Genomic DNA, 14866 nt, shown 5'->3' on the forward strand with positions numbered 1-14866 from the left:
GTCGAGTATTCGGTACTCGCAGCAACAGATACAGGGGCGTCGCCAAGCGGTAAGGCAGCAGGTTTTGATCCTGCCATGCGTTGGTTCGAATCCAGCCGCCCCTGCCATTTTCCTTATACTCATCCAGGTTACCCTCAGCCTTCAGGTACTGCGCGTGTCCAAGATGATGGTCTTCACGGGGAATGCCAACCCCGATCTGGCTCGGCGTGTCGTACGTCAGCTGCATATTCCACTGGGTGATGTTTCTGTCGGTAAATTCTCCGACGGCGAAATCAGTGCTGAGATCAATGAAAATGTTCGTGGTAAGGACGTTTTCATCATTCAGCCAACCTGTGCCCCTACCAACGACAATCTGATGGAACTGGTAGTGATGGCCGACGCCTTCCGCCGCTCCTCAGCGTCACGAATCACTGCCGTGATTCCTTACTTCGGATACGCCCGCCAGGACCGCCGTCCGCGTTCGGCACGTGTAGCCATCAGCGCCAAAGTCGTCGCTGACATGCTCACTGTCGTGGGTATCGACCGTGTACTCACTGTCGACCTGCACGCTGACCAGATCCAGGGCTTCTTCGATATCCCCGTCGACAACATCTACGGCTCGCCCGTACTGGTCGACGACATCGAAGACCAGCGTTTCGAGAACCTGATGATCGTCTCCCCGGACATCGGTGGTGTCGTGCGCGCACGTGCCGTCGCCAAGTCCCTGGGTGTCGACCTGGGTATCATCGACAAACGCCGTGAGAAGGCCAATCACTCCGAAGTGATGCACATCATCGGCGACGTCGAAGGACGCACCTGCATCCTGGTAGACGACATGGTCGACACCGCCGGCACCCTGTGCAACGCGGCCAAGGCCCTGAAAGACCACGGCGCTGCCAAGGTCTACGCCTACTGCACACACCCGGTACTGTCGGGCCGTGCGATCGAGAACATCGAGAAGTCCGTGCTGGACGAGCTGGTGGTGACCAACACCATCCCGCTGTCCGCCGCTGCTCAAGCCTGTGACCGTATCCGCCAGCTGGATATCGCACCGGTTGTCGCTGAAGCGGTTCGCCGTATCAGCAACGAAGAATCGATCAGCGCGATGTTCCGCTAAGCGGAACGCTCGCTGACGAAAAGCGCCCCGCCCCGGCATCTTGTCGGGGCGGGGCTTTTTTGCCAATCCCGATGGCGCTGGTCGCAAACGCCATTCGGGAGGCTATTTTGGAGAAGCAAAATGACCAACTTCACCCTGAACGCCCAAGCGCGTACTGACCTGGGGAAAGGTGCGAGCCGCCGCCTGCGTCACTCCGCCAGCATCCCAGCCGTTGTCTACGGTGGTAACCAGGACGCCCAGTCGCTGACCATCGTCGCCAAGGAAATCGCCAAGCTGTTCGAAAACGAAGCTGCCTTCAGCCACGTTCTGGAACTGAACGTCGACGGCGCCAAGCAGAACGTTGTCGTCAAGGCCCTGCAGCGTCACCCAGCCAAAGGCTTCATCATGCACGCCGACTTCGTTCGCGTCGTTGCTGGCCAGAAGCTGACCGCCAAGGTACCGGTTCACTTCATCAACGAAGAAGCCCCGGTCAAGAAAGGCGGCGAGATCTCCCACGTCGAAGCCGAGATCGAAGTTTCCTGCGAAGCCAAGGACCTGCCTGAGTTCATCGAAGTCGACCTGGCCAAGGCTGAAATCGGCACCATCATCCACCTGTCGGACCTGAAAGCTCCGAAAGGCGTAGAGTTCGTCGCTCTGGCCCACGGTGATGACAAAGCTGTTGCCAACGTCCACGCCCCGCGCGTAGCCGCTGACGCTGCTGAAGGCGCTGCCGAGTAATCCACTCGCACGCCGGCGTTGATCGGGTTACAGTGCCGCGCGCACTGTAACCCACCAACTCCAAGGAAGAGCCCCTGACGTGACCGCCATCCAGTTGATCGTTGGCCTGGGTAACCCCGGCCCCGAATACGAACAGACCCGGCATAACGCAGGGGCTCTTTTCGTTGAACGCCTCGCCAGCGCCCAGCGTGTATCGCTGACCGCTGACCGCAAATATTTCGGCCTGACGGCTAAGTTCAGCCATCAGGGCCAAGACGTTCGTCTGCTCATTCCCACCACCTACATGAACCGCAGCGGCCAGTCCGTGGCGGCATTGGCCAATTTCTTCCGGATCCCGCCGGCGGCCATCCTGGTGGCGCATGATGAACTCGACCTGCCCCCGGGCGTCGCCAAGCTCAAGAAAGGCGGCGGCCATGGTGGGCACAACGGCCTGCGCGACATCATCGCGCAGCTCGGCAACCAGAACGACTTCCATCGCCTGCGGCTCGGCATCGGCCACCCAGGTGACGCCAAACTGGTCTCCAACTTCGTCCTGGGCCGCGCACCGCGCGCCGAGCAGGAGAAGCTCGACGCCAGCATCGATTTTGCCCTCGGCGTGATGCCCGACGTGCTTGCTGGCGATTTCGCCAAGGCGATGCGCGAACTGCACAGCCAGAAGGCCTGATTTCCTAGAGAGGGGAATTCCCATGGGTTTCAATTGCGGCATCGTCGGCCTGCCCAACGTCGGCAAGTCCACCCTGTTCAACGCCCTGACCAAGTCCGGTATCGCGGCGGAGAACTTCCCCTTCTGCACCATCGAGCCGAACAGCGGCATCGTGCCGATGCCCGATGCACGCCTCGACGCCTTGGCCGAGATTGTCAAGCCTGAGCGCGTACTGCCCACCACCATGGAGTTCGTCGACATCGCAGGTCTCGTCGCCGGTGCCTCGAAGGGTGAAGGCCTGGGCAACAAGTTCCTCGCCAACATCCGCGAGACCGACGCCATCGCCCACGTGGTGCGCTGCTTCGAAGACGAGAACGTCATCCACGTCTCCAACAGCGTCGACCCCAAGCGTGACATCGAGATCATCGACCTGGAACTGATCTTCGCCGACCTGGACAGCTGCGAGAAGCAACTGCAGAAGGTCGCGCGCAACGCCAAGGGCGGCGACAAGGAAGCCCTGGCCCAGAAGGCCCTGCTGGAAAAGCTCATCGCCCACTTCACCGATGGCAAGCCTGCGCGCAGCCTGATGAAGAACATGAGCGTCGAGGAGAAGACCGTGATCCGCGGCTTCCACCTGCTGACCAGCAAGCCGGTGATGTACATCGCCAACGTTGCCGAAGACGGCTTCGAGAACAACCCGCACCTGGACGTGGTCAAGGCCATCGCTGAAGAAGAAGGCGCCGTCGTGGTGCCGGTGTGCAACAAGATCGAAGCCGAGATCGCCGAGCTGGAAGAAGGCGAAGAGAAAGACATGTTCCTCGAGGCCCTGGGCCTGGAAGAGCCTGGCCTGAACCGCGTGATCCGCGCCGGTTACGCCCTGCTCAACCTGCAGACCTACTTCACCGCCGGTGTGAAAGAAGTCCGCGCCTGGACCGTGCGCATAGGTGCTACCGCGCCACAAGCCGCCGCCGTGATTCACACCGACTTCGAGAAAGGCTTCATCCGCGCCGAAGTCGTGGCCTATGACGACTTCATCCAGTACAAGGGAGAAGGCGGTGCCAAGGAAGCCGGCAAATGGCGTCTGGAAGGCAAGGACTACATCGTCAAGGACGGTGACGTGATGCACTTCCGCTTCAACGTCTAATCGGGAATCTAGATCGCACGAGATCCTGGTGGACATCGAAACCCCTTGAATCCAGCCGATTCAAGGGGTTTTTTATTGTCCGCGGGTGTCCGATTCAGACACCCCCTTCGCTTGCCAAGGCGTTCATAGGGCGCTCACCCGCAACTGCACCAGGCTGCTCGGTAGGCGCTGTCCGAAATTGGTTTTCCCACTTGGCGATCACCAAGGGAGCCAAGGCGTTGCCCAGCACATTCAACGCGGTGATCGGCATGTCCATGAGGCGGTACACACCGGCGATGAAAGCGATGCCCTCAACAGGAAGCCCGGCACTGGTCAGCGTGGCGGTGAGGATGACGAACATCGCCCCCGGTACACCCGCCGCGCCTTTGGACGTCAGCACCATGATGAGCACCAGCACCGCCTGGTCAGCAAGGCTCAATGGGATTTCATACAGTTGGGCGATGAAAAGCGTACCAATGCCCACGAAGAGCGATGCGCCATCCAGGTTGAACGAATACCCAGTAGGAATCACCAAGGTAGCAATGGACCTCGGCGCGCCGTAAGCCTCAACCTTCTCGATGAGCTGTGGCATCACGGTAGCCGAAGTGGCGGTACTGAACGCCAGAATCAGTTCATCCTTGATGAACTTGATCAGGTCGAAGATATTAATGCCGACGGCTTTTGCTATCCCGCCAAGCACGACCAGTCCGAACAGCAGGACAGCGGCGTAAGTGACAAGAATCAATTTACCCAACGGCAACAGCGCAGAAAGCCCGAAGTTAGACACCGTCACGCCAATGAGGCCGAAGATACCGATGGGGGAATAGTGCATGACAATATGCGTGACTTTGAACATCGCCCCAGAAATGGCATTGAACACGGCGATCAGCGGTCGTTTCTTATCCGCATCAAGCGCATTCACACCAAAACCGAATATGATCGAAAAGAACAAGATGGGTAGCAAGTTACCCTGCGCCATTGCGTTCACGATGTTATCCGGGATGATAGCAAGCATCACATTTCCGAAGTCGCTACCCGCCGAGGAAGAGGGCAACGTCAGTGATTGGGCAGCCGAAAGGGTGCTCAAGTTTGCGCCGGTACCTGGCTGGGCCACATTACCTACGATCAAACCGCAAACAATGGCAATACCCGTGACGACGAAGAAATAGAACATCGTTTTGACACCCACCCGCCCTATCGCCTTGCTGTCGCCATTACCGGCAACGGCACTGACCATGCAGGCAAAGACCAGAGGCGCCACGATCATTTTCATCATCTTGATGAAAATATCACCGGCCGGCTGCAAAACCTGACTACTCACCCATATTTTATAGTCCGGATAAATATTCAGCAGGGCGCCCACTACAATGCCCAGTACCAGACCCACGATGATTCTTGTCACCAAACTTGTCTTAGCCATACGTCCTCCCGTTATTATAATTTGGACTGTCAACTGGCTGGTAAACACCGCGCACACTTAAGCATCTGTTCTTAGCATTCAGGCTTCGATGCTCATGATCAACGGCATGATCGACAAAAGCGTGTTGCTTTGATGAACGCACGCTTTCAAACAGCAAAGACTTCTTTAAAGTCCTTGAAACCTTTTATCTCGATGGGGTTACCACTTGGATCGAGGAAGAACATTGTCCGCTGCTCACCCGGCTGACCAGGGAAGCGAACAACGGGGGGGATATCGAACTTCACCCCATGGGCTTGTAGGCGCTCTGCCATCGCCATCCAATCATCCAACTGAAGCACCAGGCCGATGTGTGGCATCAGCACCATGTGCTCGCCGACCCTGCCGGTACGCGTGGTCGGAAATGGCGTGCCTTGGTGAAGGGAAATTTGATGACCGAATAGGTCGTAATCGATGTACGTCTCGCTGGTGCGGCCTTCTTTACAGCCCAGCACCTCGCCGTAAAACTTACGAGACTCTTCAAGATTTGTTACATGATAGGAGGCATGGAAAAATGCGGTCACGGAAACGCCCTCTTGTTTGGATGGGAATTTCGCGCAGCCTACCCTATCCTTTCGCCTGTTCTGGAGCGTGATTTTCCATCTCTGACCGAAAGGAATTGTTTTGGATATTCGATTTCTCGAAAGCTTGGTCGCGGTCATTGAGACAGGTTCCATCGCGGCAGCCGCCCGCAGAGAAAACCTTACTGCACCTGCCGTAAGCCAGCGTATTCAGGCGCTTGAGAAATCGCTCTGCTGTGAGTTGTTGAACCGCGGATCCCACTCGGTTGAACCCTCGGAACAATGCTTGGCACTCTTGCCGGAAATGCGCAACTTGATTCAGCGTGCCACCGAACTCAGGGATGGGCTCGACAGGAATGGGCTCACAGGTGATTTCAAATTAGGCGCTATTTCAACTGCGTTGACAGGCCTGCTTCCAGAGTTAATGCACCAACTAACGATAACGGCACCTCAACTGAGGCTACGAATCACACCTGGCGATTCGCGTACGCTGTATGAGCAGGTGGTATCAGGGGAGCTCGATGCCGGGCTTATGGTCTGCCCTCCGTTCTCCGTACCTAAATCCATTAAGATGCACACGCTGCGACATGAACCTTTGATGTTGTTGACAAAGGAACCCATTGAGCAGAGCACTATAAAAACGACCCTCCTCTCCCACCACTTGATTCGATACGATTCAAATGCCTGGGGCGGGCAAATAGCCCTGCAATATTTGCATGACAACGATCTGAACCCTGACTTGCTGTGCAACCTCGACGCACTTGACGCCATTTACATCATGGTCGAGAAAGGAATGGGCGTATCACTCGTTCCCTCATGGGCAGGTTTGAAAAGTGGGGACGTATTCGCCACGCCCGTCTCAGACTCCGATGATTACATACGTCAACTCGTTTTACTTTATAAAGCCATCCCGCGAAGGCCCAAAGCGCTAAACGCCATAAAAGAAATACTCAAGCGCACGGCCTTATGACCCGCCCTCTATGAAGCGGATACCGAGCCCTTCGCTCCCAGGCCTCCCACCCCAACAGCCACCCCTCAAGGCCTCCTCGCCTCAAGGGGTTTGTTGCATCTGGCCCTCAGCCTCCTGCTCGAACGCCTCCACCAAAAAGTCGATCAGCTTGCGCACTGCGGGCATCACGCCGCGTCGTGACGGGAACAGCGCAACGATCTCGCCCTTGCGCGGGGTCCAGTCTTCCAAGGCATGCACCAGGCGCCCGGCGGCCAGGTCCGCGCGCACCAACTCCTCGGGGAGCAAGACCACTCCGACACCTGCCAACGCGCCCTCGCGCAGCACCGCGACATCGTCCGACACCAGACGGGGCCGATAGCGAATCGAGGCCACGGCACCGTCCGGCCCGTCCAGGTCCCAGGTGTACTCCTGCACATTGGCGCCCCAGCCCAGGCTCGGCAATTCGAAAAGGTCGGAGGGTCGCAGCGGTTGCTCATGGCCGATCAGCAGCCTGGGAGCGACCACCAGGCATTGGCGACTATGGGCCAGCTTGCGCATCACCAGCTCGCTGCTCTCCAGGGGCCGATGGCGTACGCTCAGGACCAGGTCGAAGCCCTCACCGATGACATCGACTCGGCGGTTGTAGCTTTTGACCAGCAGCTCCACCACCGGACACTCGGCCATGAAGCGCGCCAACATCGGCGCCAGACGCGAATCCAGCAGCGAGGTGCTGCAGGCCAGGCGAACGATGCCACTGGGCACCGCACGGCTACGCTCGATCGCGTCTTCGGCGGCATAGGCCCGATCCATCATCGACACGCAGTGGTGGTAATACTCGAGCCCCACCTCGGTGACCGCGAATTGGCGGGTGGAGCGCTGGATAAGGCGCACGCCCAGCCGCTCCTCCAGCAGCGCCACACGGCGGCTCAGGCGCGACTTGGGCAAACCGAGGACGCGGCCAGCCGGGGCAAAGCCACCGTGCTCGACCACCTTGGTGTACAGGTACAAATCATTCAGATCGAACATGCGACAGACTCACCCGCCCTCATTCCACAATGGTGACCGTCGCCGTGGTCCCGGCGCGCAGCGGCGGTGCGTCGGCGCTGCGCTCAAGGCGCAGGCGCACCGGGATCCGCTGGGCAAGCTTGACCCAGGTGTAGCTCGGGTTGACGTTAGCCAGCAGACGGTTGCCCGGCTGGTTCTCGCGGTCGGTGATGGCGTAGGCGATGCTCTCCACCGTGCCCTCCAGCACCTCACCGCTCATCAGGGCGATGCGCGCGCGGCTGCCCACCTTGATCTTCGGCAGCTTGGTTTCCTCGAAATAACCACTGACGTGGAACGAGGCGCTGTCGACCAGGGCCAGCAGTGGCGTGCCCGACTGGGCGAAATCCCCCTGGCGGGTCAGCAGGTTGGTCACGTAGCCGCTGACCGGCGCCGTCACCCGGGTGCGCTCCAGGTCCAGACGGGCTTGCTTCAGCGTGGCCTCGGCGAGCTGCACGTTGGCCTGGGCGAGCCCCAGGTTGGACTGCTCGCGTAAAAGATCGGCCTGGGCCACGGCCACGTCCGTTCCGGACTTCTCCCACTCTTCGGCGGAAATCGCTGACATGGACTGCAGCCTACGCCGACGCTGCTCTTCGCTGCGTCGCTGCTTGAGCAGGGCCTCGTTGGCGACGATCGAGGCCTGGGACTGTCCCAGTGCGGCGCGCGCGACTTCGACCGCGCGCTCGGCATGCAGGACGGCCAGTTCGTAGCGGGCGGGGTCGATCTGCAACAGCAGGTCGCCTTGCTTGACGAACTGGTTGTCGTGGACCGGCAGTTCGATGATGCGACCGGCCACTTCGGCCGACAGGGTCACCACATCCGCCCGCACCCGGGCATCGCGGGTCCAGGGCGCGCGGGTGTAGTAGTCCCAGGCAAACCAACCCAACACCAGGGCAACGGCCAGCACGGCCAAGGTCAACGCCTTGGAAAGCACGGGTTTCAAGGCAGGCATTTTCAGACACTCACTCCCATCGATAACACCAGTGCGGCGCAGATCGCGGCATACAGAGCGCCTTGGAACAGGGCCGGATGCCACACCAGTGCCAACACACCGACCCGACGCAGCACAGCGTCCGCAAGCAGAAACAACGGCAGGGCCAGCAACAGCGCCTGGGCGATCGGCGGCAGGTAGACACCGCCGAACTCAAAATCAATGGGCATAGGCGCCCTCCTCTTCAGGCTGCGCGGCCGGCGCCAGCACCTGGCGGTAGCGCTGGAGCAATTGACCGGCGATCGCCAGTGCGACCCGCAGGATGAACAACTGACGCAGCGCCTCCCGGCCGGCCTCGAAATGCGCCTGATGCAGGGCGTCCAGGGTTTCGCCGAGCGCTTCGAGTTCATGCAGCAGCGCATCCAGGTCCACCGGGCGACGCGCACCGATGACGTCCGCCATCTCTTGCAACCCTAGGCGCAAACGCGCCTTTACGCCTTCCGGCAAGGCTTCGCTGGTGACGCACTGGGCCTGAGCCTTGGCCAGGACGATGGCCAGCGCCGGGCACACCAGGTTGCACTCGAACAGCTCCCGCGAACGCGCATCGCTGGTAGCCGGCAGCACGCCGATCATGGCCGAGAGCCGGTCGAGCATACGGCTCTCGAAGTCGAACTGACGCACCAGGCTGAAGGGCGCCGTCACCTGCTGGTACACCTCTTCACGGCTCAGGCGAAACAGGCGGGCCAAGCGCTTTTGCGGGTTGAACGGGAAGACCAGGGCGAACACCACCATCGCCAGCAGGCCCCCGGCCAGGTATGCCCCAGCGAACTCGAACCACTGGATGGCGCTGTTGTGGTAGGCCCCGACGTTCTGTGGACCGATCATCAGCAGCCCCACCAGGCCAATGCCCATGCCGATCCCCGCAGTCATGGGGTTGGCCAGGCCGACGGCGGCCAGGTAGAGCAAGGGCACCAGGCACAGGGCGAGCATTTCGAAATCCGTGAAGATCGGCAGCAGGCCGAACTGATAAACCGCCGACAGCACCAGCGCCACCAGCAAGCCGCGGTTGTAGTTCTGGCTCGCCAGCAAGGGCCGTGGCAAGGTCGCCATCAGCGAGCACATGACACCGATCAGAATCACCCCGGAGCGGGCGCCGTCCCAGGCCGTCTCGATCCACAGCCACCCGGCCAGGAACAACGCCAGGAAGGCCCGCGCGGCGTTCATGCCGGCCAGGCGAAAATCCAGGTGCAGAGCGCTGACCCGCCCCTGGGCATGGGGACAGCTGGCAGCCCTGCCCTGCTGGATCGCCTCGTTCAGCTCGATCAGCTCGTTCAGTTGCTGCAGCAGCCGTGCCTGCTCCCAACGCAGCGCCCAGGCCAGCGAACGCAGACGCGGTGGCAATGGCTCGCTGAGAAACTCCGCGCGGTCGGCGGCCTGCTCGAAGCGCTGGTGCAGGCTGTGAATGGCCTGGCGACGCTCGGCCGACAGGGCCACGCCATCACGGGCCAGGGCATCGAGGCTGTCCAGCTCGTCGTCGCGCAACAACTGAATGTCGGCCGGCAGCGGCCCTTGCCAGTGCTGTTTGATCAAGCCACGCTGCTGTCGCAGCACCAACAGGCGAGACACCAGCAGCACCAGCTGGTTGGCCAGCAGCTGCACCAGGCCATCGGCACTGCGCAGGTGGGGGGCATCGAAATACAGGTGACGGCGCAGGCCTTCCAGCGCACTGACCTGTGCGATCAGCTGGGCCTGGCGCTGGTGAAACGCGGCGTCGTCCTCCTCGGTCCTGATGACCTCGGCGGCATGCCGGGCGATCAGCTTGACCAGGCTGTCGACCTGGGCGAAATAGCCTTGGGCCACGGCCTGTGGACGCGCCGTCAGCAGACTGACCACGGCCACGCAGGCCACCGCCAGCAGGGTCTCAGTCAGGCGCGTGATGGCCAGCAGTAGGATGCCGTCCGGCTCGGGCACCGCCAGCATCGCCACCACCACGGCGGTAAAGCCACTGAGAACGAAGGCGTGGGAATCGGTGTAGCGCAGCAACGTGCCCCCTGCGGTGCAGAACGCCAGCCACAGGGCAAGGCAAACGATGAAGGGCATCGGTGCCTGGGGGAACAACGCCATGAGCGCCACCGCCACCGCCGCGCCCGCCGCCGTGCCCATCACCTGGGCGAAGCTGCGCTTGAGGGTCATGCCGGCCAGCGGCAGGCTGATGATGATCACGGTCATCAGCGCCCACTTGGGTTGTTCGAGATCGAAGATGAACGCCAGGTACAGGCACAGCAGGCCTGCGACGATGGTGCGCAAGGTGAAGAGCAATACCCCACGCCCGGGGTTCAGGGCCAGTTTGAAATAGCCAATCAGTGGACCCATCCGGTACCTCTGGACACGGACGGGGGGCCCTGCCCTCAGGCAAGGCCCCCGCGCCGGATTACTTCGTCAGTGTGCTGAAGCTGGTCATCAGGTTACGGTAGTCCGGGATGTGGTTGGAGAACAGCGTGCCCAGGCCTTCGATGTCGTTGCGCCAGTCGCGGTGCAGCTCGCAGGCCACGCCGAACCAGGTCATCAACTGCGCACCGGCCGCTTCCATCCGGCGCCAGGCCGAATCGCGGGTCAGTTCGTTGAAGGTGCCGGAGGCATCGGTGACCACGAACACATCGAAGCCCTCTTCCAGCGCCGACAGCGCCGGGAAGGCCACGCACACCTCGGTCACCACACCGGCGATGATCAGTTGCTTCTTGCCGGTGGCCTTCACCGCCTTGACGAAGTCCTCGTTGTCCCAAGCGTTGATGTTGCCGGGACGGGCGATGTATGGCGCATCTGGGAACTGGGCCTTGAGCTCAGGCACCAGCGGGCCGTTGGGGCCGTTCTCGAAACTGGTGGTGAGGATGGTCGGCAGCTTGAAGTACTTGGCCAGGTCCGAAAGGGCCAGCACGTTGTTCTTGAAGCGGTCCGGTTCAATGTCACGCACCAGGGAGAGCAGACCCGTCTGGTGGTCGACCAGCAAGACAGCGGCGTCGTTCTTGTCCAGACGCTTGTATTGGAAAGCCATGGTAATGCTCCTTTCTTCGGTGGGATTTATTGACGTGCGCAATCCAGTTGTCGCCTGCCCACAATTCATGTGCGGGATTATCAGCGTAGGCAACAGCGACGCCGCCAAGCGACCGTCAGTCGACTCGATTCGGCGGTCAGCGCCCCCTGTGAAAAAAAACAACAGGCACAACGTTAGTTCGAGGCGCGGACAGCCGGTAGATGCCCAAATCGGACCTCTGCGTTCTATCTGGTGAACACTGAGGCCCTGCCTTGCGAGCCGGCTATTTCACATCTTTACTCGTTCTAGAAAGGCTCATGCCCCCTGAAGGAGCGCCAGCACCGCGATGAAAGAACAGCTCGCCCAACTGGCCAGGCAGTGCATTTCGCCGTCGACCCGCTTCGAAATCAGGGCCGCGTCGGCCCGGTTCAAAGACCTGCTCAGCCGCGCCTGCCTGTGGCGTTGGGAGCGCAGTCGCTTCAAGCCCGGCCAGCAGAGCAGCCACGAGGTGGTCTACCTGGGTCGCAAAGCTCACCGGGACCTGGCCAAGCTGCTGATGGGGGCGACCACACCGGCCAGCGCGACCAGCGATGCCGTGGTCCTGGCCAGCGAGGTGCCGGTCCCCGGCGCCTTGCAGGTGCCACACTTTCTGAGCGCTGTGGTGCCACTGGGCCGCTCCTTGGACAGCATCGTCGCCACCTACAACAGCGAGCTGCGGCGCAGCCTGCGCAAGCACCGGCCGCGCTATCACATGCGTCCGGCCGTGACCGACGAAGAGATCGCCCACGCCGACACGGCGATGCTGCAGCCCTATGCCAAAGCGCGCCACGGGGAGTCGGCCTCGCAGATTTCCACCGCCGAAGTCTTCAGGCTCGCCAAATCCGCCGGGCGGCTGGACCTGATCCTGCGTGACGATGAAGTGGTGGCCTGTCACCTGGGCTGCGTCATCACCCGCGCAGGCAAGCGCTACTGGAGCACCATCCGCTTCGGCTACCCGGAGTCGGTTTTCGCCGATGCCAAGCAACTGCGCGAGGTCAACTCGATCACCACCTTCATGGCCTTGGAGTGGGCGCTGGAAAACGGCTTCGACTACTACGACATCGGCTGCTGCCTGGCCCGGCCCGACGATGGGCTGCTGGAATGGAAAAGACGCCGTGGCGGCGATGTGGATACCTTGGGCAACCATGCCCACTTCTTTGTCAGACTCCCCCGCAGCGGCTCGGAATGGTTCCTGTGGAGCACGCCGCTGTTCGCGGTGGAAGATGGCCGACTGACCCTGCACCTGGGCCTGCCCGAAGGCCGGAGCGACGAAGAGATCGCCAGCCGCTACCGGGAAATGGGCTTTGGCGGATTGTCCAAGGTGTACCTGCATTGCACCCGGGCACCGAGCCCGTCGCTGATAGAAACGCTGCGCAGCCGCTACGCGCACCTGAACCCGATGCCGATGATCCAGACACGCCTGACGCGCTAGGCTCTGTACGAAAAGCCTTGATACTCGGTGATGCTGCGTTGAAAACAGCCTCGGAATGCTCATTTACAACCCGTAAACTGCGCTTCCTCGGCTGTTTTCGCCTTGCCTGACCTTCGTCTCAAGACTTTTCATACAGACCCTAGTACGCCTGCTTGCCGGTGAACGCCGAGAGCGTGCGCACGAGGATGATGAAGTCCAGCCACACCGACCAGTTGTTGATGTACTCGATGTCCGAATCGACCCGCTGGATCATCTGCCCGAGGTCCTTGGTCTCCCCCCGATAACCGCGCACCTGCGCCAAGCCCGTCATGCCGGGCTTGATGTTGTTGCGCGCAAAGTAGTCGGCGATGTCCCGGGAATACTGGGTGTCGTGCTGGATGGCATGCGGGCGCGGCCCAACCAGGGACATCTCGCCCATCAACACGTTGAACAGCTGCGGCAATTCATCGAGGCTGGTACGGCGAATGAACGCGCCGACCCGGGTCATGCGCGGGTCGTTCTTCTGCGCCTGCTGGAGCACACCGGCTTCGGGCTGGTGCACGAACATGCTCCTGAACTTCCAGATGCGGAAGGTCTCACCGCTCCAGCCCATGCGCTCCTGGCGGAAGAACACCGGCCCCGGGCTGTCGAGCTTGATGGCCAGCGCGACGATCAGCAGTACCGGCGCGGCGCACAGCAAAATCAACGCGGCCAGGAGTTTGTCCTCGAGGTTCTTGAGGAACAGGCTGGTGCCGGTGAGCGGTGTTTCGGAAAGGGTAAGCACTGGAATACCGGCAATTTCGCGCACGCTGTGGTTGATCAGCCGCAACGAGAAGATGTCGGGAATCCAATTGACCGAGACGCACTTGTCCAACAGCCGCAGGTAGACATCGCGGATCAGCTGCGAGCCCTCCAGCGGCGTGACCAGGTAGACGGTCTTGATCCCGTGGCGCACCACGATGTCATCCAGATGGGAAATGTCGCCCAGGATCACCGGGCCGCCCTCGCCTTCCTGCGCCCCCACTTGCACGTCCGTCTCGCCGATGTGCACGCAGCCGACGATCTTCTCGCCAAGCCACGGGTTGTTGCTGATCTTCTTGTGAAGGAAGGTCGCCAACTCACCGGAGCCGATGATCAAGGCGTTCTCCTGGCTGTAGGGCAGCGTCAGGAACTTCACCTGGATCTCGCGTACCAGAAAATGCAGCAGCAACTGGATGAAATAGCCAATGACGAACAGCTCGCCCACCAGCAGCCGCGAATACTGCTCGCTCTGCTTGGTGAGAAAGGCCATGGCCACAAGGAAACAGAACGTCACCGTCCATGCCTTGAACAGCTTGAACGCCTTGATCGACAGGCCCACGTTGCTGCGGTAGATGGCGTAATGGTCGTAGACCACCGCCAAGGCGCCGATCAGCAACAGCAGCATGATGACGTAATCGGGGGTGATGTAGCCGACATGCAGGTAGATCAGGTACCAGGCGACCCCGGTCACCGCGATGCCGTCGAGCCCGGCCTGGATGGCGTTGCTGATGCTGCGTCTGCGCTGGAGTAGGGAACGGTTACTTCTGGGTTCGAAAACCATTGTTCGTCCTCACTGATGCCGAGAAACCACACGCTTTCCTACCAAGCCAAGAACAACCGCATTCATCCTGAAAAGACAAAGACCCGACGCGCACTCGACGAGTGCCGCCTGGGCAATGACGTAGGAAGATCGTCCCCGTGACTATCGATCACCTGAGGCACACGCCAACGCGTGGACCGCTTCCCAGGGGCGATAGTGCGACCCGTTTGCCGAGGATCCCCGACACAGGGTGCGTTTGATATCACTGTAGCAGTACTTTGGAATGACGCCGGGGGATTTGCACCCTTTGGGGTCGCTTCAGATATGTGCCACGCCCTTCGCGGGTA

The 14866-nt window shown here is 60.9% G+C and carries 14 protein-coding genes and 1 tRNA gene; 7 read left to right on the forward strand and 8 right to left on the reverse strand.

Annotated elements, in window-relative coordinates:
• Positions 1 to 32 precede the first annotated feature (32 nt).
• From ACNFCH_RS05990 to ychF, 5 genes are all read left to right on the forward strand, one after another.
• A tRNA-Gln gene (locus ACNFCH_RS05990) sits at positions 33 to 107 on the forward strand.
• A gap of 47 nt (positions 108 to 154) precedes the next feature.
• Positions 155 to 1096: a ribose-phosphate pyrophosphokinase gene (locus ACNFCH_RS05995; RefSeq protein WP_043214915.1), complete on the forward strand. Its 942-nt coding sequence runs from the start codon at positions 155 to 157 to the stop codon at positions 1094 to 1096.
• A gap of 120 nt (positions 1097 to 1216) precedes the next feature.
• Positions 1217 to 1813: a 50S ribosomal protein L25/general stress protein Ctc gene (locus ACNFCH_RS06000; RefSeq protein ID WP_070093590.1), complete on the forward strand. Its 597-nt coding sequence runs from the start codon at positions 1217 to 1219 to the stop codon at positions 1811 to 1813.
• Positions 1814 to 1892: 79 nt separating this feature from the next.
• Complete coding sequence (pth, locus tag ACNFCH_RS06005; protein WP_043214910.1) at positions 1893 to 2477, forward strand: aminoacyl-tRNA hydrolase; 585 nt, start codon at positions 1893 to 1895, stop codon at positions 2475 to 2477.
• 22 nt (positions 2478 to 2499) lie between these two features.
• On the forward strand, positions 2500 to 3600 hold the full coding sequence (ychF, locus tag ACNFCH_RS06010) for a redox-regulated ATPase YchF (protein WP_416742428.1): 1101 nt from the start codon (positions 2500 to 2502) through the stop codon (positions 3598 to 3600).
• Positions 3601 to 3694: 94 nt separating this feature from the next.
• Here the strand turns inward: ychF and ACNFCH_RS06015 are convergent, their stop codons facing one another.
• Positions 3695 to 4999, reverse strand: a complete 1305-nt coding sequence (locus ACNFCH_RS06015; protein WP_416742429.1) for a cation:dicarboxylate symporter family transporter — start codon at positions 4997 to 4999, stop codon at positions 3695 to 3697.
• A gap of 146 nt (positions 5000 to 5145) precedes the next feature.
• Positions 5146 to 5559 (reverse strand): VOC family protein, encoded by a 414-nt coding sequence (locus tag ACNFCH_RS06020; protein ID WP_337157881.1) that lies wholly within the window; start codon positions 5557 to 5559, stop codon positions 5146 to 5148.
• Positions 5560 to 5659: 100 nt separating this feature from the next.
• On the opposite strand from ACNFCH_RS06020, the gene ACNFCH_RS06025 reads away from it, so the two are divergent.
• Positions 5660 to 6526 carry a LysR family transcriptional regulator gene (locus ACNFCH_RS06025; RefSeq protein ID WP_337157880.1) on the forward strand — a complete coding sequence of 289 codons (867 nt, stop codon included), beginning with the start codon at positions 5660 to 5662 and terminating at the stop codon, positions 6524 to 6526.
• An 81-nt stretch (positions 6527 to 6607) separates the two neighbouring features.
• Here ACNFCH_RS06025 and ACNFCH_RS06030 read toward each other — a convergent pair whose 3' ends face one another.
• From ACNFCH_RS06030 to ycaC, 5 genes are read right to left on the reverse strand one after another with little or no spacing between them, the layout of a single operon-like run.
• On the reverse strand, positions 6608 to 7531 hold the full coding sequence (locus tag ACNFCH_RS06030; protein ID WP_416742430.1) for a LysR substrate-binding domain-containing protein: 924 nt from the start codon (positions 7529 to 7531) through the stop codon (positions 6608 to 6610).
• Positions 7532 to 7550: 19 nt separating this feature from the next.
• Positions 7551 to 8498 carry an HlyD family efflux transporter periplasmic adaptor subunit gene (locus tag ACNFCH_RS06035; RefSeq protein WP_416742431.1) on the reverse strand — a complete coding sequence of 316 codons (948 nt, stop codon included), beginning with the start codon at positions 8496 to 8498 and terminating at the stop codon, positions 7551 to 7553.
• Between the two features lie 2 nt (positions 8499 to 8500).
• Positions 8501 to 8707 carry a DUF1656 domain-containing protein gene (locus tag ACNFCH_RS06040; RefSeq protein ID WP_416742432.1) on the reverse strand — a complete coding sequence of 69 codons (207 nt, stop codon included), beginning with the start codon at positions 8705 to 8707 and terminating at the stop codon, positions 8501 to 8503.
• Entirely contained in the window at positions 8697 to 10850 is a 2154-nt protein-coding gene (locus tag ACNFCH_RS06045) for an FUSC family protein (RefSeq protein WP_416742433.1), read from the reverse strand. Before ACNFCH_RS06045 ends, ACNFCH_RS06040 begins: the two co-directional genes overlap by 11 nt.
• 58 nt (positions 10851 to 10908) lie before the next feature.
• On the reverse strand, positions 10909 to 11529 hold the full coding sequence (gene ycaC, locus ACNFCH_RS06050; protein WP_043214892.1) for an isochorismate family cysteine hydrolase YcaC: 621 nt from the start codon (positions 11527 to 11529) through the stop codon (positions 10909 to 10911).
• Between the two features lie 325 nt (positions 11530 to 11854).
• On the opposite strand from ycaC, the gene ACNFCH_RS06055 reads away from it, so the two are divergent.
• Positions 11855 to 12979, forward strand: coding sequence for a hypothetical protein (locus ACNFCH_RS06055; RefSeq protein WP_337157877.1), 1125 nt, complete (start codon positions 11855 to 11857; stop codon positions 12977 to 12979).
• A 139-nt stretch (positions 12980 to 13118) separates the two neighbouring features.
• Here ACNFCH_RS06055 and ACNFCH_RS06060 read toward each other — a convergent pair whose 3' ends face one another.
• Positions 13119 to 14540 (reverse strand): undecaprenyl-phosphate glucose phosphotransferase, encoded by a 1422-nt coding sequence (locus ACNFCH_RS06060; protein WP_337157876.1) that lies wholly within the window; start codon positions 14538 to 14540, stop codon positions 13119 to 13121.
• Positions 14541 to 14866: the final 326 nt, after the last annotated feature.

This window comes from Pseudomonas sp. NY15354, assembly GCF_048068075.1.
GTDB classification, from domain to species: domain Bacteria; phylum Pseudomonadota; class Gammaproteobacteria; order Pseudomonadales; family Pseudomonadaceae; genus Aquipseudomonas; species Aquipseudomonas guariconensis_C.

Coding starts and splice junctions, on each gene's coding strand:
- ACNFCH_RS06060 (WP_337157876.1), bottom strand. CDS start 14,540: ATGGTTTTCGAACCCAGAAGTAACCGTTCCCTACTCCAGCGCAGACGC.
- ACNFCH_RS06035 (WP_416742431.1), bottom strand. CDS start 8,498: ATGCCTGCCTTGAAACCCGTGCTTTCCAAGGCGTTGACCTTGGCCGTG.
- ychF (WP_416742428.1), top strand. CDS start 2,500: ATGGGTTTCAATTGCGGCATCGTCGGCCTGCCCAACGTCGGCAAGTCC.
- ACNFCH_RS06015 (WP_416742429.1), bottom strand. CDS start 4,999: ATGGCTAAGACAAGTTTGGTGACAAGAATCATCGTGGGTCTGGTACTG.
- ACNFCH_RS06045 (WP_416742433.1), bottom strand. CDS start 10,850: ATGGGTCCACTGATTGGCTATTTCAAACTGGCCCTGAACCCCGGGCGT.
- ACNFCH_RS06000 (WP_070093590.1), top strand. CDS start 1,217: ATGACCAACTTCACCCTGAACGCCCAAGCGCGTACTGACCTGGGGAAA.
- ACNFCH_RS06030 (WP_416742430.1), bottom strand. CDS start 7,531: ATGTTCGATCTGAATGATTTGTACCTGTACACCAAGGTGGTCGAGCAC.
- ACNFCH_RS06055 (WP_337157877.1), top strand. CDS start 11,855: ATGAAAGAACAGCTCGCCCAACTGGCCAGGCAGTGCATTTCGCCGTCG.
- ACNFCH_RS06040 (WP_416742432.1), bottom strand. CDS start 8,707: ATGCCCATTGATTTTGAGTTCGGCGGTGTCTACCTGCCGCCGATCGCC.
- ycaC (WP_043214892.1), bottom strand. CDS start 11,529: ATGGCTTTCCAATACAAGCGTCTGGACAAGAACGACGCCGCTGTCTTG.